Annotated in this window: 20 protein-coding genes; 9 read left to right on the forward strand and 11 right to left on the reverse strand. The window is 73.0% G+C overall.

Annotated elements, in window-relative coordinates:
• From cydC to deoC, 7 genes are all read right to left on the reverse strand, one after another.
• The gene (gene cydC / locus D2L64_RS08875) at window positions 1–1,824 is read right to left on the reverse strand and encodes a thiol reductant ABC exporter subunit CydC (RefSeq protein ID WP_119574241.1); all 1,824 of its coding nucleotides are present in this window, start codon (window positions 1,822–1,824) and stop codon (window positions 1–3) included.
• The gene (cydD, locus tag D2L64_RS08880; protein ID WP_119574243.1) at window positions 1,821–3,491 is read right to left on the reverse strand and encodes a thiol reductant ABC exporter subunit CydD; all 1,671 of its coding nucleotides are present in this window, start codon (window positions 3,489–3,491) and stop codon (window positions 1,821–1,823) included. The genes cydC and cydD overlap by 4 nt, the downstream gene beginning before the upstream one ends.
• 143 nt (window positions 3,492–3,634) lie before the next feature.
• A complete protein-coding gene (locus D2L64_RS08890) occupies window positions 3,635–4,540 on the reverse strand; it encodes a M56 family metallopeptidase (protein WP_119574245.1) in 906 nt (301 codons plus the stop codon).
• Window positions 4,541–4,550: 10 nt separating this feature from the next.
• A complete protein-coding gene (locus D2L64_RS08895; RefSeq protein WP_119574247.1) occupies window positions 4,551–5,054 on the reverse strand; it encodes a BlaI/MecI/CopY family transcriptional regulator in 504 nt (167 codons plus the stop codon).
• Window positions 5,055–5,247: 193 nt separating this feature from the next.
• Entirely contained in the window at window positions 5,248–6,072 is an 825-nt protein-coding gene (locus D2L64_RS08900; protein ID WP_119574249.1) for an aldehyde dehydrogenase family protein, read from the reverse strand.
• A complete protein-coding gene (locus tag D2L64_RS08905) occupies window positions 6,065–7,495 on the reverse strand; it encodes an aldehyde dehydrogenase family protein (RefSeq protein ID WP_119574251.1) in 1,431 nt (476 codons plus the stop codon). Before D2L64_RS08905 ends, D2L64_RS08900 begins: the two co-directional genes overlap by 8 nt.
• 5 nt (window positions 7,496–7,500) lie before the next feature.
• On the reverse strand, window positions 7,501–8,460 hold the full coding sequence (gene deoC, locus D2L64_RS08910) for a deoxyribose-phosphate aldolase (protein WP_119574252.1): 960 nt from the start codon (window positions 8,458–8,460) through the stop codon (window positions 7,501–7,503).
• Window positions 8,461–8,592: 132 nt separating this feature from the next.
• Between deoC and upp the strand changes: the two genes are divergently transcribed.
• Both upp and D2L64_RS08920 read left to right on the forward strand, forming a co-directional pair.
• On the forward strand, window positions 8,593–9,225 hold the full coding sequence (gene upp / locus D2L64_RS08915) for a uracil phosphoribosyltransferase (RefSeq protein WP_119574254.1): 633 nt from the start codon (window positions 8,593–8,595) through the stop codon (window positions 9,223–9,225).
• 58 nt (window positions 9,226–9,283) lie between these two features.
• A complete protein-coding gene (locus D2L64_RS08920; protein WP_119574256.1) occupies window positions 9,284–9,958 on the forward strand; it encodes a GOLPH3/VPS74 family protein in 675 nt (224 codons plus the stop codon).
• 140 nt (window positions 9,959–10,098) lie between these two features.
• On the opposite strand, the gene D2L64_RS08925 is transcribed toward D2L64_RS08920, so the two are convergent.
• Entirely contained in the window at window positions 10,099–11,763 is a 1,665-nt protein-coding gene (locus tag D2L64_RS08925; RefSeq protein ID WP_119574258.1) for a phospho-sugar mutase, read from the reverse strand.
• 48 nt (window positions 11,764–11,811) lie between these two features.
• A complete protein-coding gene (locus D2L64_RS08930) occupies window positions 11,812–13,914 on the reverse strand; it encodes a serine/threonine-protein kinase (RefSeq protein ID WP_119574260.1) in 2,103 nt (700 codons plus the stop codon).
• A gap of 205 nt (window positions 13,915–14,119) precedes the next feature.
• Here D2L64_RS08930 and D2L64_RS08935 point away from each other — a divergent pair, with 205 nt between their 5' ends.
• The 6 genes from D2L64_RS08935 to D2L64_RS08960 all read left to right on the forward strand — a co-directional run bounded on the left by D2L64_RS08935 (window position 14,120) and on the right by D2L64_RS08960 (window position 21,370).
• The gene (locus D2L64_RS08935; protein WP_119574262.1) at window positions 14,120–15,703 is read left to right on the forward strand and encodes an acyl-CoA mutase large subunit family protein; all 1,584 of its coding nucleotides are present in this window, start codon (window positions 14,120–14,122) and stop codon (window positions 15,701–15,703) included.
• Window positions 15,704–16,239: 536 nt separating this feature from the next.
• Window positions 16,240–17,529 carry an amidohydrolase gene (locus D2L64_RS08940; RefSeq protein ID WP_119574264.1) on the forward strand — a complete coding sequence of 430 codons (1,290 nt, stop codon included), beginning with the start codon at window positions 16,240–16,242 and terminating at the stop codon, window positions 17,527–17,529.
• Window positions 17,526–18,284 (forward strand): histone deacetylase, encoded by a 759-nt coding sequence (locus D2L64_RS08945; RefSeq protein ID WP_233558865.1) that lies wholly within the window; start codon window positions 17,526–17,528, stop codon window positions 18,282–18,284. Before D2L64_RS08940 ends, D2L64_RS08945 begins: the two co-directional genes overlap by 4 nt.
• Entirely contained in the window at window positions 18,269–19,306 is a 1,038-nt protein-coding gene (locus D2L64_RS08950) for an N-formylglutamate amidohydrolase (RefSeq protein WP_147376220.1), read from the forward strand. The genes D2L64_RS08945 and D2L64_RS08950 overlap by 16 nt, the downstream gene beginning before the upstream one ends.
• 36 nt (window positions 19,307–19,342) lie before the next feature.
• Window positions 19,343–20,722, forward strand: a complete 1,380-nt coding sequence (locus D2L64_RS08955; RefSeq protein WP_119574268.1) for a glutamate-cysteine ligase family protein — start codon at window positions 19,343–19,345, stop codon at window positions 20,720–20,722.
• A 51-nt stretch (window positions 20,723–20,773) separates the two neighbouring features.
• Window positions 20,774–21,370, forward strand: coding sequence for a maleylpyruvate isomerase N-terminal domain-containing protein (locus D2L64_RS08960; RefSeq protein WP_119574269.1), 597 nt, complete (start codon window positions 20,774–20,776; stop codon window positions 21,368–21,370).
• Here the strand turns inward: D2L64_RS08960 and D2L64_RS08965 are convergent.
• The gene (locus D2L64_RS08965; RefSeq protein WP_147376221.1) at window positions 21,326–22,114 is read right to left on the reverse strand and encodes a hypothetical protein; all 789 of its coding nucleotides are present in this window, start codon (window positions 22,112–22,114) and stop codon (window positions 21,326–21,328) included. The genes D2L64_RS08960 and D2L64_RS08965 overlap by 45 nt on opposite strands.
• Window positions 22,115–22,272: 158 nt before the next feature.
• Window positions 22,273–23,271 (reverse strand): DUF4349 domain-containing protein, encoded by a 999-nt coding sequence (locus D2L64_RS08970; RefSeq protein ID WP_119574273.1) that lies wholly within the window; start codon window positions 23,269–23,271, stop codon window positions 22,273–22,275.
• A gap of 117 nt (window positions 23,272–23,388) precedes the next feature.
• On the opposite strand from D2L64_RS08970, the gene D2L64_RS08975 reads away from it, so the two are divergent.
• Entirely contained in the window at window positions 23,389–24,018 is a 630-nt protein-coding gene (locus D2L64_RS08975; protein ID WP_119574437.1) for an MBL fold metallo-hydrolase, read from the forward strand.
• Window positions 24,019–24,022: the final 4 nt, after the last annotated feature.

The raw sequence follows: 24,022 nt of genomic DNA on the forward strand, positions 1-24,022 counted from the left end.
TCAGCCGGACACCGCGAGGTAGCCGTGCTCGGCGGCCTGTTGCAGCGTCCACTGCTCCCGGTACCAACCGGCGGTCGTGACCAGTTCCGCGTGCCGGCCCCGTTGAACGATCCGGCCGGCGGCCAGCACCACGATCTCGTCCAGGGCGGCGAGCCCGCTGAGCCGGTGGGAGATCAGCAGTACCGAGTGCCCGGCGGGTACGGCGGCGAGGGTGGTGGCGAGCACCTCGTCGGCGGCGGCCGGGTCGAGGCCCTCGGTCGGCTCGTCCAGCACCAGTACGCCGGGGGCGGCGAGCAACGCCCGGGCCAGCGCCAGCCGCTGCCGCTGCCCACCGGAGAGCTGCCCACCCTCCTCGCCGACCACGGTGTCCCAACCGTCCGGCTGGGCCCGTACCCACTCCGTCAGCCCGGCCGCGTCGGTGGCGGCGTAGAGCGCCGGCTCGTCGGCGTCGGGTCGGCCGAGCAGCAGGTTCTCCCGGACCGTGGCGTGGAAGACGTACGCCTCGGCGAGCAGCCCACCGACCAGCCGCGGCAACTCGTCGGGCGGGTACGCGCTCACCTCACGCCCGCCCAGGGTGACCCGGCCGTCGTCGGCGCGGACCGCGCCGGTGAGCAGCGCCGCCAGGGTGCTCTTGCCGGCGCCGCTCGGACCGACCACGGCCACCCGGCGACCCGCCGGCAGGTCGAGGTCGAACGCCGCCAGCGCGGCCGGGGCGCCGGCCCGGTAGCGGACGCCCACCCCGTCGAACCGGACGTCCGGGGCAACGGTGGGCACCGGGCGGGCGTCGGCCGAGGTCTCGGGCTGCGCGGTGTCCGGGGCGTCCGTCAGGAGTTGGGCGACCCGGGCCAGGCCGGTCCGCAGCCCGGTCCACTGCCGGGCGGCACCGACCAGCCCGAGGGCGATCTCCACCGCGGCCAGCGTGCCGACCGCCAGCACGCCGACGAGTACGCCGTCCACCCCGGCGCGCAGCGCGACCAGCACCACCGCACCGGCGGTCAGGCCGGCGACCAGCACCCCGGCCGCGTCCACCGCGAAACCACGCACGGCGAGGCGGCGTTCCAGCCGGGCCAGCCGCCGGGCGCGCCGCCCGGCCGTGTCGAGCGCGGCACCGGTCGCGCCGAAGGCGGCCAGGTCGGCGGCGCCGTGGGTCAGGTCGACGGCGTCGGCGGCGAGCGCGCCGCGCAGCGGCGCCAGTTCTGCGGCGGCCCGCCGGGTCAGGGTGGTGGCCAACGCGGGCAGGGCCACCCCGGCCAGCAGCAGCCCCGCCGCGAGCGCGAGCGCGGCCGCCGGTGCGACGAGTGCGGCCAGCCCCACCGCGAGTACGCTCACCAGCCCGGCCGCCGCGCCCGGGACGAGAACCCGCAGCAGCAGGTCCTGTACCGCCTCCACGTCGGAGACCAACCGGCTCAGCGCGTCGCCGCTGCGCGGCGGTGCGCCCCGCCGGGCGGCCAGGGTGGCGAAGACCCGGGTGCGTACGTCGGTGACCAGCCGGAGCACCGCGTCGTGGCCGGCGAGCCGTTCGGTGTAGCGCAGCACGCCCCGGCTGACGGCCAGTGCCCGAACCGCGACGATCGCCACGGTGAGCCGGTCCAGCGGCGGCTGACCGGCCGCGGTCATCAGCAGCCAGGTCGCGGTCGCCATCAGGGCCAGCCCGGCGAACTCGGTGGCGGTGGCGAGCAGCCCCGCGCCGACCAGTCGACGCAGGTAGGGCCGGGCCAGGCGTAGCACGGTCAGCTCCGGGCCACGGTCGGGCCGCCGGGCGCCGGCCGGGCCGTCGGCATCGGCGACGCCCGGCGTGGCGGCGGGGCGGGGCGGGCGACTCATCGGCCCTCCCCGGCCGGTTGTGCGGTCAGTTCGGTCACCCGGCCGTCGTCGACCCGCAGGATGCGGTCGGCGTTGCCGAGCAGCGCCGGCCGGTGTGCGACCAGGAGCGCGGTACGGCCGGCGACCAGCCGGTCGGTGGCCGACAGCACCGCGGACTCGGCGGCGGCGTCGAGCCGGGCGGTCGGCTCGTCGAGCAGGACCACCGGCGCGTCGCGCAGGAACGCCCGAGCCAACGCGACCCGTTGCCGCTGCCCGCTGGACAGGCCGTGGCCACGCTCGCCGAGCAGGGTGTCCAGCCCGTCCGGCAGGGCGGTGACCACGTCGTCGAGCGCGGCGTCGCGGACCGCGGCGGCGAGCGCCTCCGGTGCCGCGTCCGGGCTGCCGAGCCGGATGTTGTCGGCCAGCGAGACGGCGAACAGGTGGGCCCGCTGCGGCACCCAGGCCAGCTGCCGGCGCCACCCGTCGAGGTCGGCCTCGGCGAGGTCGATACCGCCGACGGTGACCCGGCCGGCGGTCGGTGTGACGAAGCCGAGCAGCAGGCCGAGCAGCGTGCTCTTGCCGGCCCCGCTCGGCCCGATGATCGCGATCCGTTCGCCGGGCCGGATGGTCAGCGACACGTCCCGCAGTGCCACGGTGCGCTGGTAGGCGACGGTGACCGACTCGAACCGGATCTCGCCGGTGCCGTCCGGCACCGCGCCGGTGCGTCCGGCCGGTGCCGGCGCCGAGCCGGTGAGGTTGAACGCCTCGTCCAGCGCGGTGAGCCCCTCGATGCTGGCATGGAACCTGCTGCCGGCCGCCCGCAGCGGCAGGTACGCCTCCGGGGTGAGCAGCAGCACCAGCAGGGCGGTCTGCAGGGCCAGCCCGCCGCCGAGCAGCCGGATGCCCACCGGCACCGCGACCAGGGCCACCGACAGGGTGGCGACGAGTTCCAGCACCAGGGCGGAGAGGAAGGCGATCCGCAGCGTCTTCATGGTGGCCACCCGGTGGCCGTCGGCCATCCGGCGGACCGCCTCGGTCTGGGCCCGGGCGCGGCCGAACGCGCGCAGCGTCGGCAGCCCGGCCACCATGTCCAGGAAGTGCCCGCCGAGCCGCGACAGCCGGCGCCACTGGCGTTCGGTGGCGGCCTGGGCCTGCCAGCCGAGCAGCGCACCGAAGACCGGGATGAGCGGCAGCGTCAGCGCGATGATCACCGCCGAGCCCCAGTCAGCGAAGAGGATCCGACCCAGTACGGCGACCGGCACGGTGACGCTCAGCACCAGCTGTGGGAGGTACCCGGTGAAGTAGGCGTCCAGGGCGTCCAGCCCGCGACCGGCGAGGGTGGCCAACTGCCCGGCCCGCTGCCCGGCGACCCAACCCGGTCCGTGTCGGGCGACCGCGCCGAGCAGGTCGGCCCGCAGCGTGGCCTTGACCGTGGCGGCGACCCGCGCGGACACCACACCCTGTGCCCAGACCAGCGCCGAGCGGGCCGTGACGGCGACGAGGAAGCCGGCCAGGGCGGCCCGGTCCAGCCGGCCGGTGAACGCCGCGGCCAGCAGCGCGGCCAGGGCGGTGGCCTGCGCCACGATCAGCCCGGCGGCGAGTACGCCGAGCAGCGTGAGCAGGGCGAGGTCGCGTCGCGCCGCGGGTACCCGGCGCAGCAGGCGCGGGTCGAAGGGACGGCGGTTCACCAGTACACCGGTGCCCTGCCGTCGGTCCGTTCCCGGAATATCCACCAGCACATCGCCTGGCAGCCTAGTAGGGCCGGCAGCAGCGGTACCGCCAGCCAGCCCAGCAGGCGCAGCGTCGGCCACCGTCAGTGACGCCTCGGTGCTCAGCTGAGGAAGAGCGAGATCGGTAGCGCGGCGGCGGTTCCGGTCGCCAGCAGGGCGACGGCACCGAGCAGGCGCGGCGGGCGCGCGGTGACCAGCAGCCGCTGCACCCGTACGTCCAGATCCCGGTCGCCGAGACCGAGCGTGCCGGCCGGGGTGATCCGGTCCCCGGCGGCGGCGAACCGGCGCAGCGCACCCGCCAGCGGTGCCTCGGCGTGCAGTTCCCGGGCCTTGTCGTCGGCCCGCATCTCGACCAGCAGGCCGACCCGCTCGTGCGCCTCACGGACCCAACGCAGCCACGGCAACGCCCGGCAGAGCGCGGTGAACGGCAGCAGCACCAGGTCGTGCCGCTCCTGCGCGTGCGCCCGCTCGTGGGTGAGCACCGCCGCCAGTTCGGCCCGGTCGAGCAGGTCCAGCGTGCCGGCGCTGACCACCACCCGGGGCCGGACCCCCGGCAGGCAGTACGCCGCCGCGCTCGGGTGGTCGAGCACCAACGCCCCCGGCACGGTGGGGTCCCGCCGGGCCACCAGGGCGAGCAGGTCCCGGTGCCGGCGCTGGGCGCGTACCGTGCCGTGGATGCTGCGTACCGTCGTGGTCAGCAGCACCGCCCCGATGCCGAGACCGACACCGACCAGCCCCAGGTGCACGGCGCCGAGCCCGACGGGCAGCGTGCCGTGCCACAGGTCGACGGCGAGCGCGAGGAGCGCACTGCCGGTGCCCCGCTGGTACGGGGTGAGTCCGAGCGCGATGGGCACGCCCATCGCGGACAGCCCGGCGCCCAGGCCGACCGCCTGCCAGCAGAGGATCGCCACCCGCGGGCTGCGCCACGTCCAGGTGGAGCGGGCCAGCACCTGCGCGATCAACCAACACGCCAGCATCGAGCCGACGAAGTGCAGGGTGTGGGCCACGGCGTCGCCCCTACCGCTCCGTCGCCCCGCCGGCCAGATCCGGGCGTCCCGCCCGGTCCGGAGGCGGTGCCGCGACCCGGTCGGTCAGCTGCTCGGCGCCCGGCTCCCCGGCGCCCGGCTCGGCGGGCTGACCGCCGACGCCCGGCGCCATCCCGGCCTCGGCGGACAGGGCGGCGCGCAACACGTCCGCTTCGGTGCCGGTGACCGAGCGGGCGAACCGGACCAACGCCGCGTCCCGGCTGCCGCCGAGATCGAGCGCGTCGAGCATGATCTGGGCGATGTGCGCCTCGCGGGTGGCCATGGCCCGGTAACGCCAGGCCCGGCCCTCGCGCTCCCGCTGCACCATGCCCTTGCCGGCGAGCCGGTCGAGGACCGTCATGACCGTCGTGTACGCCAGTTCGCGGCCGGCCAGCGCGTCGGCCACCTCGCGCACCGTGACGCCGTCCGACGTGGCGGGCACCGTGTCCCACAGCACGTCCATCACCGCACGCTCAAGATCCCCCAGCCGAGTCACCCCTGAATCCTACCCCCCGTAGTAGACCAGCCCACCACCCCGCCAGTCGACGCCGGGCAGGGCCGGTAGGCCGTCCCTCCCGGACGGACCCCGCCCGCATCAGGGTTCCCGGGGGAGCCCGCCCGCGCAGGGATCAAGCCTGACCGCCCGGACCAGGTGGGCTCCCCCGGAAACCCCCACAGCGAGCCCGAACTCACACCCCCTTGGGATGCCAGACCGTCTTCGTCTCCAGCAGGGCCGTCATCCGGCCAAGCCCGGGATCTGCCGTCCAGTCGTGGTCGCCAGGCACCGGCCGGAGCACCCGCTTCAGGTTCTCCGCCGCCCTGACCTCCAGGTCGGCGGCCAGTTCCCCGTCGGTCACCCCGGTCAGGTCGATCGCGTTGACGTCCATGTGGGCGGCCAGCGTCGGCACGGTCTCCGACAGGCGGCCGGTCAGGATGTTGACCACCCCGCCCGGCAGGTCGGAGGTGGCCAGCACCTCGGCCAGGGTCACCGCGGCCAGCGGCGCCGACGGCGAGGCGGCCACCACGACGGTGTTGCCGGTGACGATCGCCGGGGCGATCACGCTGACCAGACCGAGCAGCGCCGGTGCCTCGGGAGCCACCACGGCCACCACGCCGGTGGGTTCCGGCGCGGAGAGGTTGAAGTACGGCCCGGCGACGGGGTTCGCGCCGCCGTACACCTGCGCCAGCTTGTCGGACCAACCGGCGTACCAGACCCAGCGGTCGGTCGCGGCGTCCACCTCGTCGCCGGGTACGCCCAGGGCGACGAACTGCTCGCGGCGACCCTCCAGCATCTCGGCGACCCGGTAGAGGATCTGACCCCGGTTGTACGCGGTCGCCCCGGCCCACCCCTTGACGGCGGCGCGGGCGGCCACCACGGCGTCCCGCGCGTCCTTGCGGGAGGCCAGCGACACGTTGGAGTCCTGCACGAGATACGACCGTCCCGACTCGCTGCGCGGGAACTTCCCGCCGATGAAGAGCTTGTACGTCTTGCGTACCGCGACCCGCTCAGACATTGAGGTACGCCTCCAGCCCGTGCCGGCCACCCTCGCGGCCGTAGCCCGACTCCTTGTAGCCGCCGAACGGCGAGGTCGGGTCGAACTTGTTGAACGTGTTGGCCCAGACCACTCCGGCGCGCAGCCGGTCGGCCATCCACAGGATCCGGGAACCCTTCTCGGTCCAGATCCCGGCGGACAGCCCGTACGGCGTGTTGTTGGCCTTCTCCACGGCCTCGGCCGGGGTGCGGAAGGTCAGCACGGACAGCACCGGGCCGAAGATCTCCTCGCGGGCGATCCGGTGCGCCTGGGTGACGCCGGTGAAGAGGGTCGGCGCGAACCAGAAGCCGCGCTCGGGCAGCTCGCACGGCGGCGACCAGCGTTGCGCGCCCTCGGCGGCGCCGGCCTCGGTCAGCTCCTGGATCCGGGCCAGCTGGGCGGCGGAGTTGATGGCGCCGATGTCGGTGTTCTTGTCCAGCGGGTCGCCGACCCGCAGCTGGGCCATCCGGCGCTTGAGCGAGTCGAGCACCTGCTCGGCGACCGACTCCTGGACCAGCAGTCGGGAGCCGGCGCAGCAGACGTGCCCCTGGTTGAAGAAGATGCCGTTGACGATGCCCTCGACGGCCTGGTCGACCGGGGCGTCGTCGAAGACGATGTTGGCGGCCTTGCCGCCCAACTCCAGGGTGAGCTTCTTGCGGCTGCCGGCGACCGCGCGGGCGATGGCCCGGCCGACGTCGGTGGAGCCGGTGAAGGCGACCTTGTCGACACCGTCGTGCTCGACCAGCGCCCGGCCGGTCTCACCAGCGCCGGTGACGATGTTGACCACGCCCGCCGGCAGCTCGGCCTGCTGGCAGATCTCGGCGAACAGCAGCGCGGTCAGCGGGGTGGTCTCGGCCGGCTTCAGCACCACCGTGTTGCCGGCAGCCAGCGCCGGGGCGATCTTCCAGGCCAGCATCAGCAGCGGGAAGTTCCACGGGATGACCTGGGCGGCCACGCCGAGCGGCTGAGGGTTCACCCCGAAGCCGGCATGTGGCAGCTTGTCGGCCCAGCCGGCGTAGTAGAAGAAGTGCGCGGCGACCAGCGGCAGGTCGACGTCCCGCGACTCCTTGATCGGCTTGCCGTTGTCCAGCGACTCCAGCACGGCCAGCTCGCGGGACCGCTCCTGGATGATCCGGGCGATCCGGTACAGGTACTTGGCCCGGTCCCGGCCCGGCATCGGACCCCAGACCTTCTCGTACGCCTTGCGGGCCGCCCGGACGGCGCGGTCGACGTCCTGCGCGCCGCCTTCGGCGATCTCGGCGAGGACCTCCTCGGAGGCCGGGTTGACCGACTTGAGGCTGCCGCCGTCGGCCGGGTCGACGAACCTACCGTCGATGAACAGGCCGTAGGACGGTTTGATGTCCACCACCGAGCGTGACTCGGGGGCGGGGGCGTATTCGAACATCGCGGTCAGTCCAGGGTGAAGTAGTCGGGGCCGGCGTAGACACCGGTCGTCAGCTTGGTGCGCTGCATCAGCAGGTCGTTGAGGAGGCTGGAGGCGCCGAACCGGAACCAGTCCGGGTCCAGCCAGTCCGGCCCGACGGTCTCGTTGACCATGACCAGGTACTTGATGGCGTCCTTGGTGGTCTTGATGCCGCCGGCCGGCTTCACGCCGACCTGCCGCCCGGTAGCGGCCCGGAAGTCACGGACCGCCTCCAGCATCACCAGGGTCACCGGCAGCGTCGCCGCGACCGGGACCTTGCCGGTGGAGGTCTTGATGAAGTCGCCGCCGGCCAGCATGGCCAGCCAGGAGGCACGGCGGACGTTGTCGTACGTGGCCAGCTCACCGGTCTCCAGGATCACCTTGAGGTGCGCGTCCCCGCAGGCTTGCTTGGTGGCGGCGATCTCGTCGTACACCTCGGCGTAGCGACCGGCCAGGAAGGCACCCCGGTTGATCACCATGTCGATCTCGTCGGCGCCCGCCTCGACGGCGGCCCGGGTGTCGGCGAGTTTGATCTCCATCGGCGCCTGACCGGACGGGAACGCCGTCGCCACACTGGCCAGATGGACTGCGCTACCGCGCAGCACCTCGGCCACGTACGGGACCATCGCGGGATAGACGCAGACGGCCCCGACGTGCGGGCAGGACGGGTCCGCCGGGTCGGGGCGCAGCGCCTTGGCGGCGAGCGCGCGTACCTTGCCGGGGGTGTCTGCGCCTTCGAGCGTGGTCAGGTCGACCATCCGGATCGCGAGGTCGATCGCCTGGGCCTTGGCGGTGGTCTTGATGGATCGGGTGCCGAGTTGGGCTGCCCGCTGCTCCGCGCCCACCTGATCCACGCCCGGTAGGCCGTGCAGGAAGGTCCGCAGAGCGGTCTCGGATCGTCCCAGCTCGGAGAGGTCCGACCGGGCCGACGTCGTTGTCGCCGTCATGCCCCGAAGTCTACGCAGGCCGGCGTCGCCTGATCCTGATCATGGTCGCGGGTGGAGCGTCCCGGGTGAGCGACATCGCTGCTCCGGGCCGGGCCCGCGCGTCCGCGTCCGGGCCGGGTAGGTTGAGCGATCGTGGACGTACTCGTCATTGACCACCCGCTCGCCCAGTCCCGGCTGACCGCCATGCGGGACGAACGGACCGACTCCGCCTCGTTCCGGGCGGCACTGCACGAACTCACCACCATGCTGGTGTACGAGGCCGCGCGCTCCTTCCCGGTCGAGACGTACCCGGTGCAGACCCCGGTGACCGCCACCGAGGGCACCCGGCTGGCCAACCCGCCGCTGCTGGTACCGGTGCTGCGCGCCGGTCTCGGCATGGCCGACGCCGCGCTGGGGCTGCTGCCGGAGTCGTCCATGGGCTTCGTCGGGCTGGCCCGCGACGAGGAGACGTACGAGCCGCGCGCCTACATGGAGTCGCTGCCCCGCGACCTCCACGGCCTGCCGGTGCTGGTGCTGGACCCGATGCTGGCCACCGGGGGTTCGTTGGAGCACTGCTGCCGGCTGCTCGCCGAGCGGGGCTGCACCGACATCACCGTGCTCTGCGTGCTCGCCGCGCCCGCGGGCATCGACCGGCTGCGCCGCTCCGGCCTGCCGCTGCGCCTGGTCACCGCCGCCATCGACGAGGGCCTCAACGACAGCATGTTCATCGTGCCCGGCCTCGGCGACGCGGGCGACCGCCAGTTCGGCGGCATGCCCCGCTTCTGACCTGGGGCGGTCGGTTTGGGCCGCGCGGGGTGGGTGGTAGGGACTAGCGTGTCGGGCCATGACTGGTGTTCCGCTCGCCGAGGAACTGCTCCTGCTCGCGTACGACGACGAGAGCGGCAAGGCGACCATGCCGCGGATCAGCCTCGACCTCGGGATGGCCGCGGCGGTCCTGATCGAGTTGGCCCTGGCCGGCCGGATCGCGTACGCCGACGGCGCCCTGACGGTGGTCGACCCGACGCCGACCGGTGAGCCGGTCACCGACGACGTGCTGGCCCGGATCGCCGCCGACACGCCGCACAGCCCCGCGTCCTGGGTGCAGCGGCTGCGCCACGGTCTACGCGACAAGATCCTCGGCGACCTGTGCGCCCACGGTGTCGTCCGCGACGTCGACGAGACGGAGTTGGGTTTCATCCACGTACACCGCTATCCGGTGGTGGATCCCTCGGTGGAGGCGGAGACCCGGCAACGGCTCGCCGCCGCGCTGACCGGAACGGCGCCGGACGAGCGGACGGCGGCGCTGGCGACCCTGGTCGCCGTACTCCGGATGGAGTCCGCCCTCGGCGTGACCGGTGCCGCCGCCGAGGACGCCCGGCACCGGCTGGAGGAGATCGCCACCGGCGCCGGTTTCTCCGGCGAGGCCAGCCTGGACGACTCGGTGGTGCGCCCCTCGGTCGGCCTGGTGGTGGCCGCGCTGGGCCGCGCCGTCCAGACCGCCCTCGGCCCCCGCCGCTGACGACCTCGGCGGCCGCCGCCGGGCGCGCCACACTTCCCCGGACGGTTGATTGCACCCAGAAATCTTTATTGCCGGGTGCAATCAACCGCAGGAGGAAACGTCTGGTGCGCTCGCGCCCGGGTGCCGGGAACGTCCGGTTCTCACCTGCCCAGGGCGTGCGCCACCTCGGTGCGGAGGGTTGCCACGGCGAGCGCCGCGCGGGAGCGCGCCGCCGCGACGTCGCCGTCCACCACCGGCTCCACCACTTCGAGGTACGCCTTGAGCTTCGGCTCGGTGCCGGAGGGCCGGATCACCACCCGGGCGGTGTCGGTGCGCAGGATCACCACGTCCGCCTCGGGCAGCAGGTCCTGCGCCTCGGTGACCGGCTGGCCGAGCAGGCTGGTCGGGGTGGCGGCGCGGATCCGGGCCATCGCGTCGGCGATCAGCCGCAGGTCGTCCACGCGTACCGAGAGCTGGTCGGTGTGGTACACGCCGAACTCGGCGGCCAACTCGTCCAGCCGGTCGGTGAGGGTACGACCCTCGGCCTTGAGGCCGGCGGCCAGCTCGGCGACGGTCAGCGCGGCGGTGATGCCGTCCTTGTCCCGGACGTGTTCCGGTGCGACGCAGTAGCCGAGCGCCTCCTCGTAGCCGAAGACCAGCGGCTCGGCTCCGCCACCGGCCCGTACGATCCACTTGAACCCGGTCAGCGTCTCGTCGTACGGCAGGCCCCGGGCGGTGCACATGGCGCGCAGCAGCGACGACGAGACGATGGTGGTGGCGTACAGGCCGGTCACGCCGCGCCGCATCAGATGGTCGGCGAGCAGCACCCCAACCTCGTCGCCACGCAACATCCGCCAACCCTGCTCGCCTCGGACGGCGACGGCACAGCGGTCGGCGTCGGGGTCGTTGGCGATGGCCAGGTCGGCGCCGGTCGAGTCGGCGAGCGCGACCAGCCGATCCACCGCCCCCGGCTCCTCCGGGTTGGGGAAGCTGACGGTGGGGAAGTCCGGGTCCGGTTCCGCCTGGTCGGGCACCACGCCGGGCACCGGGAAGCCGGCGGCGGCGAAGGCCGCGGTGAGCACGGTCGCACCGACGCCGTGCAGCGGGGTGTACGCCACGTTCAACCCCCGGGGACCGGCCGCCGGCAGTACGCCGACCGCGCGGGCCACGTAGGCGCTCACCACGTCGTCACCGAGGATCTGCCCGGCCGGGCCGAGCGGTACCTCGGTGAGGCGCCCGACCGCCCGGATGGCGGCCTCGATGCCGGCGTCGGCCGGCGGCACGATCTGCGCGCCGGCACCCAGCTCGCCGCCCAGCTCGGCGCCGAGGTAGACCTTGTAGCCGTTGTCCTGCGGCGGGTTGTGGCTCGCCGTCACCATCACCCCGGCCACCGCACCGAGTTGCCGCACCGCGTAGGCGAGGACCGGGGTGGGTAGCGGGCGGGGGAGCAGAAACGCGGGCCGTCCGGCGCCGGTGGCCACCCGGGCGGTCTGCTCGGCGAAGGCGCGGGAGCCGCGTCGGGCGTCGTACCCGATCACCAGCGGGCCGGTGCCGCCCTGGGCCGCGAGCCAGGCGACCAGCCCGGCGGCGGCCTGGGTGACCACCGCGAGGTTCATCCCGTTCGGGCCGGCGCGCAGCGGACCGCGTAGCCCGGCGGTGCCGAAGGTCAGCGGCCCGGCGAACCGGCCGGCCAGCTCCGCGGCGCTGCCCGGGAGCTGGTCGAGCACGGCCCGCAGTTCCGCCCGGTCGGCCGGGTCGGGGTCGTCGGCGAGCCAGCGCTCGGCCCGCTCGCGGATGGTGTCGAGGTCAGTGGTGTCCGCCGCCATTGGCTCTTGATAGCACGGCGGCGGATCACCACGGGCGGGCGGCCTCGTTCAGCCGGCGTTGGTGAGCTGGAACGACTTCACCATCTCCTGGTAGATCGCCCGGCTCTCCTCGAACCGTGAGTCGTTGGCGGTCAGGTAGAACGAGTGCATCCGGCCCTCGTGGGCCACCCCCTGCCAGACCCCGTGCCGCATCTTGTCGCCCTCGCCACAGGTGTACTCGAACTCGGCCGACGCCTTGCCGGCCAGTTCCTTCTGCTCCATCGAGATCTGCCGGTACGGCTTGGCGCAGGAGTTCGTCCTGCTCTTCAACCCGTTCTCGGCGACCACGGCCCAGCGGGCCGAGTCGCCACGCCACTCCTCGTTCAGGATGCGCACCCGACGGCCGCTGTCCTCCGGGTCGGTGTAGTCGACGTAGACCGCGCCCGAGGGAGCGTTCTTCTTCCACCCCTTGGGCACCAGCAGCTGCACCCCCCGCCCGGAGTGTTCCTGCATCTCGATGCCGGGGCCCGCGTCGGCCGAGGTGGACGGGTCGGCCACCGGGACGGGCGGCGCCGAGTCGTCGCCGCCACCGGAGATCGCGACGATGCCGATCAGCAGGATCAGCACCAGGCCGCCGGCCGCGGCCAGCTGCATCTTGCGCGGCCAGCCCTTGACGGTATCGACAAGCTGGGTGCCGGTGGCCTTCGCCCTGTCCAGCGGGCTGCCGCCGGTGGGCGTCGGTCGGGCGCCGTACGGCTGACTGGGCGCCGCCGGCCACTGGCCGCCGTAGCCGCCGCCGATGCGCTGGGTCGCCTCCGGATGTCCGCCGCCGTAGCCGAACGCCTCCGGCCCGACCCGCTGGGTGGCGTCCGCGCCGCCGATCCGCTGGGTCGTGTCCGACCTGCCGATCCGCTGCGTGGCTTCCGACCCGCCGATGCGCTGGGTCGTGTCCGACCCGCCGATGCGTTGCGTGGCGTCCGCGCCGCCGCCGTAGGTGCGGCCGGGCGGTGGTGCGGACGAGGCGCCGTGGTGTGCCGGCCGGGCCAGGGCGTCCGCGCTGGTGTCCTCCATCGCGGCGGCACTGGCCGGGGCGGCCTGACCGGGGCGCTCACCCCGGCGCAGGGCGGCCAGCCGGTCGGTCAGCGACTCGCCGGGGCCGAGCATCGCCCGGCCGCCGATCTGGCCGGACGGCGTGGGCTTGGTCGGCGTGGGTGGTGCGGTGATCGGCGCGGGCTGCGGCATCTGCATCACCGAGTACGGGTCGGTCATCGAGTTGACCGCGGCGGCGTTGCTGCTCAACGGGCCGGCGAGCAGTTCGCGCAGCATCGCGCGGGCGGTGTGCACGTCGAGCCGACGGGCCGGATCCTTCTCCAGCAGGCCCATCAGCACCCGGGTCAGCGGGCCGCTGCGCTGCGGCGGGGCGGGCGGGTCCTCGACCACCGCGTGCATGGTCTCGATCGGGTCCCCCCGGTCGAAGGGGGGCCGCCCCTCCACCGCGGTGTAGAGCGTCACGCCGAGGGAGAACAGGTCGCTGGGCGGGCCGAACTCCTGCCCCATGGCACGTTCGGGCGAGATGAAGTGCGGTGAGCCGAGCACCATCCCCGGCGTGGTGAGCTGCACGTCGGTGGGCATCCGGGCGACCCCGAAGTCGGTCAGCACGCAGCGCCCGTCGGAGCAGATCAGCACGTTGGCCGGCTTGACGTCGCGGTGCAGCACGCCGATCGCGTGGGCCACCTCCAGCGCGCCGAGCAGCGCGATCCCGATCTTCGCCACCACCCGCTGGGCGATCGGTCCGTCCTCGATCACCATGTCGGCGAGGCTGCGGGCGTCGAGCAGTTCCATCACGATCCACGGCCGACCGGCCTCGGTGACCACGTCGTACACCTGGACCACGGCCGGGTGGGCGATGGCGGCGGCGGCGCGGGCCTCGCGCAGGGTGCGTTCGTACATCGCGTCGCGGTCGCTCGGGGCCAGCCCCGGGGGGAGGATGACCTCCTTGACCGCCACGTCACGGCGCAGCAACGTGTCTGTGGATCGCCAGACCGTGCCCATGCCACCGTTGCCCACCGCCGAGCGCAACGAGTAGCGGGCACCGATGACGGTGCCGGGTGTCGCGCGTCCGTTGGTGGGAGTGCTGACTGGTCCGCCGCTCCACGTCGGGATCTGAGTCACAGAAAAGCCACCGGGGGAAGTCGAGGGGGCTGGGACACAACCTCCCTATCTTGCTGGTTCAGACGCCCGATGCGAAAGCCGCCGCGACGTACGTTTACCGGACCGAACCGTACGTGCGCACCCAATCACCGCACGTCGCGGCGGTTGTGCCGGCTGTGCGGCACCTCTCACCCGGCGAGCCGCCGACTCGTCCTACCATCCGGTGATGAGTGAACGGCGGTTAAGTGAATCCGGTTTCCCGATCAAGGGCGTCTACGCGGCGGACGACCTCCCCGGCGACCTGGATTCCCGACTCGGCGTGCCGGGCGAGTACCCGTACACCCGTGGGGTCTATCCCACGATGTACACCTCCCGCCCGTGGACCATGCGCCAGTACGCCGGCTTCGGCACCGCCACCGAGTCCAACGCGCGCTACCACCAGCTGTTGCGGGCCGGCACGATGGGCCTGTCGGTCGCCTTCGACCTGCCCACCCAGATGGGGTACGACTCCGACGACCCGATCGCCCACGGCGAGGTGGGCAAGGTGGGCGTGGCCATCGACTCGATCGAGGACATGCGGCTGCTCTTCGACGGCATCCCGCTGGACAAGGTCTCCACCTCGATGACGATCAACGCACCCGGTTCGGTGCTGCTGCTGCTCTACCAGCTGGTCGCCGAGGAGAACGGGGTGCCGGGCTCGGCGCTCAACGGCACCATCCAGAACGACATCCTCAAGGAGTACATCGCCCGCGGGACGTACATCTTCCCGCCGAAGCCCTCGCTGCGGCTGGTCGCCGACACCTTCGGCTACTGCCGGGCCGAGGTGCCGAAGTGGAACACCATCTCCATCTCCGGCTACCACATGGCCGAGGCCGGCGCGTCGCCCGTGCAGGAGATCGCCTTCACGCTGGCCAACGGTGTCGAGTACGTCCGCGCGGCGATCGCCGCCGGGCTGGCCGTGGACGACTTCGCCCCCCGGCTGTCGTTCTTCTTCGTCGCCCGGACCACCCTGCTGGAGGAGGTGGCGAAGTTCCGCGCGGCCCGACGGATCTGGGCCCGGCTGATGCGCGACGAGTTCGGGGCGAAGAACCCGAAGTCGATGATGCTGCGCTTCCACACCCAGACCGCGGGCGTGCAGCTGACCGCCCAGCAGCCCGAGGTGAACCTGGTCCGGGTGGCGGTGCAGGGGCTCGGTGCGGTGCTCGGCGGCACCCAGTCGCTGCACACCAACAGCTTCGACGAGGCGATCGCGCTGCCCACCGAGAAGGCGGCCCGGCTGGCGCTGCGCACCCAGCAGGTGCTGGCGTACGAGACGGATCTCACGGCCACCGTCGACCCGTTCGCCGGCTCGTACGTGGTGGAGGCGATGACGGCCGAGATCGAGTCGGCCGCGGACGCGCTGATGGCCCGGGTCTTCGAGCACGGCTCGGCGGTGGAGGCCATCGAGGCGGGCTTCCAGAAGCGGGAGATCGAGCAGTCGGCGTACCGGATCGCCCAGGAGATCGACTCGGGTGAGCGGGTGGTGGTCGGGCTCAACCGCTTCGCCATCGACGCCGAGGAGCCGTACGAGCCGCTGCGGGTGGATCCGTCGATCGAGGCGGCGCAGGGCGAGCGGCTGGCCAGGTTGCGGGCCGAGCGGGACGACGCCGCCGTCGGGCGGGCGCTGACCGAGTTGCGGGAGGCCGCCACGGGGACCGCCAACGTGCTGTACCCGATGCGGGATGCGCTGCGGCAGCGGGCCACCGTCGGCGAGGTGTGCGGGGCGCTGCGCGAGGTGTGGGGGCTCTACCGCCCGACTGACCGGTTCTGACCCGCCCACCCCTCTCCGGCCCGGCCGGTTGCCCTCGTCTGCCCGGGTTGTCCCCGGCTGCCCTGGCGCGTCCCGTGGTGGCGGAGCGTGTCGGGACGGCGGTTACGGGTATTGGGCCGAGACGGCGCAGCCGCCGCACGTTGAGTGACCGTTAACGCACAGGGTGTGCGGTTGCGGTTCGGCGGGACGTGTGAGGGTCCACGGGCGCCGATCGCTGGGTGCGGTCGGGTAGTTGTCGTGCGGTCGATCAGCTGGTCCGACCAATGCGACAATTCGGAACAAGGTCGCTGGGTTTCGAGGAGATTCCCAACCCGTGGACCCGGTTACGCGTTGTAGGAGGTGAGCAGCGGATGGCGGCCCTTGACCGTGATCTACCTGCTGTCCTGCACGACGACGGGGGCTCTCAGCAGGGCATACGTGACGCTGCGCGGTCCGACCATCACCAGAACGATGTTGCGCAGAGTTACCATGGTCGGTCTACCCTGTCTGCTGTTGTGCCCGGAGATCCATTCATTTCTAGTGATCGAGAATCCGACGTGACGAGTGCGTTGACGGCGCCCGGCGGTGCCTGGGCGGGATCCTTGCCGGCGGCCACCCCCGCCGTGCAGCCACTGCCCGGCGGCCTGGACGAGCTGCTGACCCGGCAGGTGCCGGCCCTCGTCGCGACCCGCCGGCACATCCATGCCCATCCCGAGCTTTCCGGTGCGGAGTTCGAGACCACCGCCCTGGTACACCGGCGGCTGACCGAACTCGGCCTCCGGCCGCGGCTGCTGCCCAAGCGCAACGGCGTGATCTGTGACATCGGTGCCGGCGACGGCCCGCTGGTCGCCTTCCGCGCCGACCTGGACGCGCTGCCGCTGGCCGACGACAAGGACGTCGACTACCGGTCGACCGTGCCGGGCGTCTGCCACGCCTGCGGCCACGACGCGCACACCACCATCCTGCTCGGACTCGCCCCGCTGCTCGCCCGCCTCGCCGAGCAGGGCGGGTTGCCCGGGCGAGTGCGGTTGATCTTCCAGCCGGCCGAGGAGGTGGTGCCCTCGGGCGCCCCCGAGGTGATCGAGGCCGGCGGTCTGGACGGCGTCTCGTCGATCTTCGCCGTGCACTGCGCGCCGCAGCTGCCGGTGGGTTCGGTCGGGGTGCGTACCGGCCCGTTGACGGCGGCCTCGGCCACCCTGGAGGTCCGCCTCGGCGGCCCGGGTGGGCACACGGCCCGTCCACACCTGACCACCGACCTGGTCGACCTGCTCGGCCGGGTGGCCGTCGACCTGCCCGCCCAACTCGCCCGGCGGATGGACCCGCGCTGGCCGGTTTCGGTCGTCTGGGGTGCGATCCACGCCGGGGTGGCGTCCAACGCCATCCCCTCCGAGGGCTACCTGCGCGGCACCGTCCGTTCGCTGCACCGCGAGGCCTGGCAGGACGCCGGTGAGATCATCGCGAAGCTGGTGCCGGACCTGGTCAGCGGTACCGGGGCGGAAGTCGAGGTGGCGTACCTCCGAGGATTCCCGCCGGTGGTGAACGACAAGTACGCCACCGACGTGATCAGCGCCGCGGCGGCCCGCGCGCTGGGCCACGAGAACGTCTTCGAGGCCGAGATCAGCATGGGCGGCGAGGACTTCTCCTACTACCTGGAGCAGGTGCCCGGCTCGATGATCCGCCTCGGGGTGGCGCCGCCCGGCGCGACCGCCCAGTGCGACACCCACCAACCCGGCTTCGACATCGACGAGCGGTCCATCGAGTACGGCGTACGGGTCCTCGCGCACACCGCCCTCGCCGCTCTCGACGCCCCGCCGCCGGGTAGCGGGGCCACCGGAGGTGGCCGATGAACACGTCGACGCACCCGGACGACCTCTTCGGTCAGGTGGAGGAGCTGGTCGAGGCACTGACCCCCGGCACCTCCGCGGAGCCGCCCACGCACCTCTGGTACGTCTGCTACGGCTCGAACATGAGCCTGGACCGGCTGTCGTACTACCTGGTCGGCGGGCGTCCTCCGGCGGGCGCGTTGACCTATCCGGGCTGCCGGGACAAGAGCCTGCCGACCGACAGCCGGGCGGTGCGGCTGCCCGGCACGATCTACTTCGCCCTGGAGGCGCGGGCCTGGACCGGCGGGATGGCCTTCTACGACCACGAGCACCCCGGCGGGACGCCGGCCCGGGCCTACCGGCTCACCGTCTCGCAGTTCTCCGACATCATCGCCCAGGAGATGTGCCTGGAGCCCGGGGAGGACATCGACCTCGGCGGCGTGATGAGCCACGGACGGCTCGCCCTCGGCCCCGGCTGCTACCAGACCCTGCTCCATCTCGGTGCGCTCGCCGGGCTGCCCGCCTTCACCTTCACCTCGCCCTGGCGCAGCCACGAGGTCGAACACCGCAAGCCGGCCGCGGTCTACCTGCGTCACCTGGCGACCGGGCTCGCCGAGGCGCACCGCTGGTCGCCGTACCGGATCGCCGCCTACCTCAGCAGCCGGCCCGGGTCGATGGGCAACTGGACGCCGGACGAGGTTCGGCTCCTGCTGGTCGACGCCGATGCCGCCCCGGCATCCCCAGCAGCAGAGGAGGACCGGTCGTGCATCCCAGCGTGACAACGGCCGACCCGGGTACGGCCAGCCTGTTCCTGAAGCACCAGCGGGAACACGACTGCTTCGACTGCGGTCACCCGTACCTCGACGCGGACCTCTCGTCCGCCGGTGGGCACGTACACCGGCTGCGCGTCGGTGGCGGCACCATCGTGTCCGACGCCACCGCACCCGTACGTGAGCTGCACGTCCTTCCGCACTGCGGCACCGAACTGCCGGCGGACCTGCTGGCCGCCGTCGACCCGGCGGACTACGGGAAGCTGGTTCAGCTGGTGCACGACAACCTGGATCTCGGCACCGCCGCCATCTACCGGCACCTGGTGGACGACATCGTCGCCGGGCGGGCACCCGGGGTGGCGGTGGCCGGTTTCCACCTGTCCCGCATCCTGCTGGACGCCAACCGGGACGCGGTCCACGAGCAGGTACCGGAGGACCCGTACGCCGGCAGCGCCGAGCTGTACCGGGACTACCACCTCAGCGAGGGACTGCGACTGCGGGAGGAGGAGTTGCTGCCCTGGCTGACGGCCGTCGACGACGTGCTGCGGGAGATGGGCGGGCAGGGCTCCGTCTACCACCACCACACCTACGACGTGTACTCGATCAGTCCGCGTCCCTGGGACCGGGGCTTCACCACCAAGCGTCCGGCCTTCCAGCTGATCTGGCGGCGGCCGCCGGTGGACCGGGCCGGGGACTACCTGACCTCGGGCGACCCGGGGCTGGCCCGGCTGGCCGACATCGAGGCGGTCCGCGACGGCATCCGCGACTTCCTGGAGCAGGAGATCGGGGTCGGCAACGGCACCGGGCAGGTCGACTACCCGCTGCTGCTGCCGGTGCTGCCGTTCCGGGGCACCCGGCAGGGCGATCCGGACTCGCCGCGTCACCTCGTCTACGACCTGCGCAAGGATCTGCTCGCCACGGAACCGCAGATCCGTTCCTGGGTGACCACGGCGCCGTGGCGGTTCCGGGAGACGAGCCACTCGGAGGTACGCTCGGAGCCGGCGGCCACCCCCTCTGCCAACCTGAGCTGACCTCGTACGGGGAGGGGTCGAAGTGGTGGTTCGACGATGAGCCAGGGCCTGGTTCCCCACGATCGACCGTGCCTGGAGTTCGCCGACCTGGTGCGTTCCTTCCTTCCCGCCGACCGGTACGAACGGCTGATCGGCCTGGAGGTCGAGTGTGGCCTGGTGCGGCCGGACTCGGGCCGGTCGGCCGGTTACGACGAGCCCGCGGGGACCGCGGCGCTGCTGGAGGCTTTGCTCGCGGAGCTGGTGGCGGAACCGGTACGCGAGGGTGACGCCCTGGTCGGGCTCCGGCTCTCCGACGGTGCCACGCTCACCCTGGAGATGGCCGGGGCGATCGAGTACTCCTCCGCCCCGGCGGCCAGCCTCACCGAGTCGCTCCGCCGGGCCCGCGAGTGCCTGGTCGAGGTGGCCCGGGTCGCCGCCCCGCTCGGCCTGCGGCTGCTCACCGGCGGGCAGTTGCCGTTCGACCGGCCGGCGGACATCCGGTGGACGCCGAAGTCGCGTACCGAGATCATGCGGCGGTACTTCGCCGGGCTCGGTGACGGTGGCCGGCTCGGCGACCAGGTGATGGCGTTGACCCTGTCCACTCAGGTCAGCCTGGACGCGCTGGACGAACGGGAGTACCTCGACAAGCTCAGGGTGCTGTTGGGCGCCTCGCCGTTCCTCGCCGCGATCCTCGCCAACACCCCGGCGCTGAACTCCGGCGACCCGGCCACCACCGGCCTGGTGTCGCACCGCATGGCGTACTGGCGGCGGATCGACCCGGCCCGCTGCCAGCACCTCACCGCCCGGTTGTACGAGGCGACGTCGCTGGCGGAGTTGACGGCGGCGCTCACCGACCTACCGATGATCTACCGCCGCTCCGGAGCCGGGTACGTTCCCGGCTCCGCCGGTTCCTTCCGGCAGGCCGTCCGGAAGGGCTTCGATGACGGCACGATGCCGACCCTCGACGACTGGCAGACCCACCTGGCCCAGGTCTGGCCGGCAGTGCGCCCGCGCCGGACGTTGGAGACCCGCCTGCCCGACGGGCCGGCATGGGAGCACCTCGGGGTGGTGCCCGCGCTCTTCGTGGGGCTGGCGGAGGAGCCGTCGGTACGCCGGGAGGCGGCCACTCTGCTCGCCGACTTCCGTACCGAGGCGCTCGACCTGATCACCCTGAAGGCCGCGGAGAGCGGCCCGGACGGGATCGCCGCCCCGGTACGCGAGGTGGCCGGTCAACTGGTCGCGCTCGCGCAGCGTGGACTGTCCGCCCGGGTGGCCCGGGGTACGGAGGCACCCGAGGTGCTTGCGCTGCTCGACCCGGCCCGGCACTGGGCGGCGACCGGCCGACCACCCGCCGAGGCCGTCCAGGCCGCCTGGGTGGGGCCGTGGCGCAGGCGGCCGGACCGGTACGTCGCCGCACTGGCGGTGCCGGTGGACTGACCGTCCGCTCTGGACGGTCAAGGACGGGCGACGGATCGTTACGATCTGGCCATGGCATGCGTGGCCTGCTACCGGCGGTCATATCTGGACGGTGTGGCAGCGGTCGCCGAGGTCTGCGCCGGCTACCAGCCGGCGGACTGGGCCCGCACCGGCCCGTGCGCGCCATGGTCCTCGCTGGACGTCCTGCGCCACCTGCACGCCACCGCGCAGGAGAGCGTGACCGGTCACCGGGAGATCCTCCGATCCGGCCCGAAGGAGCTGATGACCTCGGCGGAACTCGCCGCCTTCAACGCCCGCTCCCTGGTGCTGCTGCCGGTGGTGGCGCCACCCGTCGCGCTGCGGAGCTTCAAGGCTGCCGCGACGCGCTACCTGCGGGTCGCCTCCGCCATCCCGGACCTGCCCAGCTACACCTTCCGTGGCCGGACCTGGGACGCCCGGTGCAGCATCGGGGTGCTCGCCGTCGAGTGGCATCTGCACGCCTGGGATCTGGCCACCACCGTCGGCCGGGCGTACCACCCTCGGGAGCCGGCGTTGTTGGCGGACGCCTTTCGCGGCGGGATGGCGTACCTCGACCCGCCGGCGGCCGACGACTGGCCGGGGCTGCTACGCGCCGCGGGACGGACGCTGCGCGTCACCCATCCCGTCTGACGGGTCGGCCAGGGGCTGTCGCTGCTGTGGCGGGTGCCCGGACGGACTGGAGTTGGCCAACCGCCACAGCTCGCGGAAGTGGTGCTCGAAGGTGGCCGCGACCCCTGCGTCCCGGATGCTGAAGCCGTGTAGCTCACCCCGGTCGTCGACGGCGTAGCCGAGGAACACCACGGACGAGTCGATCACCGCGAAGTTCTCGCCCTCCAGCTCCATCCCGGGCGGATAGCGCAACACCCGGACGTGGTAGTTCTCCACCTTCTCACCGAGTTCGACCTGCTCGTCGACCCAGGCCTGGATGTCCGGGCTGTGGTGGGGCAGCCGGATGACCCGGTGCAGGTGCCGCTTGCCCGGATTCTTCCGGGCCCAGCGGATGGTGGCCGTGTAGTAGCGGCGGGACTCCTCGGTCTGCTGCGGGGGTGCCTTGGCGTGTGAGAACACCGCGTAGACCGACTTGGAGCTGCGCTGGATCGCGTGCAGGGCCTCGCCGTAGAAGGCCGACGACGAGTCGTAGACCCGCAGTGGTGCGCCGGTGGCGATCGACATGACCCGTCGACGGGTGACGTCCAGCCAGCGCAGGAAGATCAGCATGGTCAGGAAGATCAGCGGCGTGGCCCAGTTCTGGCTCTCGATGAAGTTGAAGATGTTGTCGGCGATGCTGACCGCCAGGGCCACGACGAGGGCGAGAGTGATGAGCCGGGATTCCAGCTCCTCCATCCGGGGCTGCTCGATGCGGTCGTTCGGCAAGGGCGCCACCTCCCCGGGGACCGACGCCACCCGTCGCGTGGGCCGTCACGTTGAGTATGGCAGAGCGCGGCCGTACGTGTTGCCGTCCGCAGTGGACCTGCCGCGGTGGTGGCTGTTCGGCTGACGCGTACGGCCACCACCGCGTCCCGGGCGGGCCGTCAGGAGGAGGACCGGGCCTGCGGTACCGGGGGCGCCGCCGTACCGTCGGGCGGCGTCCCACCGCCGGGCGGTGGCACGGCGGCGACCGGGGCGACGGCGGCGGGTGCCAGCCGGCGGACCCGGCGCCGCCGGGCCAGCCACCACAGTGCCGCCAGCGGTACGCCGAACACCAGCAGCCACGGCAGGATCGCGCCGAGCACCGTGAGCAGGACGGTCATCGAGACCAGGAAGACCTTCCAGCCGCCGCTGAGCCCGGCCAGGAAACCGATCTGCCGCTCCTCCTCGATCGGGCCGGCTTCCGGCCCGACCAGGGTGACGGTGATCGTGGACAGCGCCGTCAGGTCGCCCAACCGCCGCTTCTTCGCCTCCAGCGAGGCGAGGTCGGCCTCCCGGCGGGCCAACTCGTTCTCCAGGCTGATCAGGTCACCGATCGAGCTGGCCTGGGCGAGGAGGCGCCGGGCGCTCTCCACCCGGGCCCGCTGGCTGGCGATCCGCGCGTCGAGGTCGATGGTCTCCTCGGTGACGTCCTGGGTGTCGATCTGTCGGCGCTGCTGGCGGCCCAGTGCCGCGAGTTCCTCCACCACCGGGTAGAACCGTTCCGCCGGTACCCGCAGTTGCAGTTCCGCGACCGCGTCCGCGGCGGTGCTGCGGCGCTGGTCGCCACCGACGAACCCACCGGCCCGGGTGGCCGCACCGGCGGCGGACCGGGCCGCCGAATCCACATCGTCCACCTGGACCCGGATCGATCCGGTGTAGACGATCGCCCGCTGGTCGACCCGGGTGTCCGCCGCGCCGCCGCCGGCCGGTGCCCCGGCGTCGCTCCCCTCGGCCCGGGCCGGTGCCCCGGCGTCGTCGCGCCCGGCGTGGGCCGGCGCGTCGGCCGCGCCCGCCTCGGAGCCCGCCGAGTCGCCTCCGCCGCCACAGCCGGCGAGCACCAGCAGCGCGAGCAACGCCGCCACCGTTGTCGTCGGGCGTCGGCGGGCTTGTTGCAGCTCCATCCCCGTTCCCCTCTCCTCGGCCCCGTCTCGGGGCGATAGCTGAGACGCCCCGCGTCACCCCGCAGGTTCCGGCAGACTGCGCTGAGGACGTCACGATTCGATATGGGAGGCATCACGATGCGGCTCACCAAGTACGCCCACTCGTGCCTGCGCGTCGAGCACGACGGTGGGGTGCTGGTCGTCGATCCCGGGGTGTTCAGCGACCCGGCCGTGGCCTTGGACGGGGTCGACGCGGTGCTGATCACCCACGAGCACCCCGACCACGTCGACGTCGAGGCGGTCGACCGGCAGCTGGCGCGCCGGCCGTTCGCCATCCACGGGCCGGCCGCGCTGGCCGGCACGCTGGGCGACGCGGCCGAGGTGCTGCACCCGGTGAGCCCCGGTGAGTCCTTCACCGCCGCCGGTGTGCCCGTCCGCGCCTACGGCGGGCGGCACGCGGTGATCCACCCCGACATCCCGGTGGTGGACAACCTCGGCTACCTGCTCGCCGACGTCGCCTACCACCCGGGAGACTCCCTCGTCGTCCCGGACGTACCGGTCGACACCCTGTTCGCGCCGATCCACGCGCCCTGGTCGAAGTTCTCCGAGGTGGTCGACTTCATCCGGGCGGTGGCCCCGCGCCGGGTCTTCGCGCTGCACGACGCGCTGCTCAACGAGCGTGGTCACGCCGTGCTCGACCGGCAGTACACGGCCCTGTCCGGCAGCGACTACCAGCGGCTGGAGCCGGGCAGCCGGATCGACGGCTGAACCG

The organism is Micromonospora radicis, assembly GCF_003583405.1.
In the GTDB taxonomy this organism is placed as follows: Bacteria; Actinomycetota; Actinomycetes; order Mycobacteriales; family Micromonosporaceae; genus Micromonospora; species Micromonospora radicis.

Bases quoted from the DNA above. Each gene is read 5' to 3' on its own strand.
- cydC (WP_119574241.1), bottom strand. From the start codon at position 1,824: ATGAGTCGCCCGCCCCGCCCCGCCGCCACGCCGGGCGTCGCCGATGCC.
- D2L64_RS08900 (WP_119574249.1), bottom strand. From the start codon at position 6,072: ATGTCTGAGCGGGTCGCGGTACGCAAGACGTACAAGCTCTTCATCGGC.
- D2L64_RS08905 (WP_119574251.1), bottom strand. From the start codon at position 7,495: ATGTTCGAATACGCCCCCGCCCCCGAGTCACGCTCGGTGGTGGACATC.
- deoC (WP_119574252.1), bottom strand. From the start codon at position 8,460: ATGACGGCGACAACGACGTCGGCCCGGTCGGACCTCTCCGAGCTGGGA.
- D2L64_RS08920 (WP_119574256.1), top strand. From the start codon at position 9,284: ATGACTGGTGTTCCGCTCGCCGAGGAACTGCTCCTGCTCGCGTACGAC.
- D2L64_RS08925 (WP_119574258.1), bottom strand. From the start codon at position 11,763: ATGGCGGCGGACACCACTGACCTCGACACCATCCGCGAGCGGGCCGAG.
- D2L64_RS08935 (WP_119574262.1), top strand. From the start codon at position 14,120: ATGAGTGAACGGCGGTTAAGTGAATCCGGTTTCCCGATCAAGGGCGTC.
- D2L64_RS08945 (WP_233558865.1), top strand. From the start codon at position 17,526: ATGAACACGTCGACGCACCCGGACGACCTCTTCGGTCAGGTGGAGGAG.
- D2L64_RS08955 (WP_119574268.1), top strand. From the start codon at position 19,343: ATGAGCCAGGGCCTGGTTCCCCACGATCGACCGTGCCTGGAGTTCGCC.
- D2L64_RS08960 (WP_119574269.1), top strand. From the start codon at position 20,774: ATGGCATGCGTGGCCTGCTACCGGCGGTCATATCTGGACGGTGTGGCA.
- D2L64_RS08970 (WP_119574273.1), bottom strand. From the start codon at position 23,271: ATGGAGCTGCAACAAGCCCGCCGACGCCCGACGACAACGGTGGCGGCG.
- D2L64_RS08975 (WP_119574437.1), top strand. From the start codon at position 23,389: ATGCGGCTCACCAAGTACGCCCACTCGTGCCTGCGCGTCGAGCACGAC.